This is a genomic window from Photobacterium sp. R1 (assembly GCF_054600795.1).
On record NZ_BAAHZP010000425.1, the window covers coordinates 1 to 288 of the forward strand.

Genomic DNA, 288 nt, shown 5'->3' on the forward strand with positions numbered 1-288 from the left:
TCCATCTCCTGCATGGCAATAGAAACATGGTTAAAGACATACCGCATAACTACGTCATAAAAAACGTTGAACATCAGTATGATAAATAGAGTGCTGGCTATCCAGCCGAGCAAATCTGAAAAGCGGTTGATGATTTTTTCGAAGGCTAATAAGCTTCGCATAATGACTCCGTTGCGAGGCAACATTCCAGACTGATAAAGGACATGCACCGGACAGACCGGTGCATGATTTTAGTGTTACTTCTGCTCAGCCTGACTGTCGAGATAGGCTTTATCAGCAATCAGCGTC

At 43.8% G+C, this 288-nt stretch carries 1 pseudogene; it reads right to left on the reverse strand.

Features of this window, described 5'->3' with window-relative positions:
* Positions 1-161, reverse strand: a pseudogene (locus ACYP03_RS25705) (TRAP transporter small permease subunit); the annotation flags it as partial.
* Between the last annotated feature and the right edge of the window lie 127 nt (positions 162-288).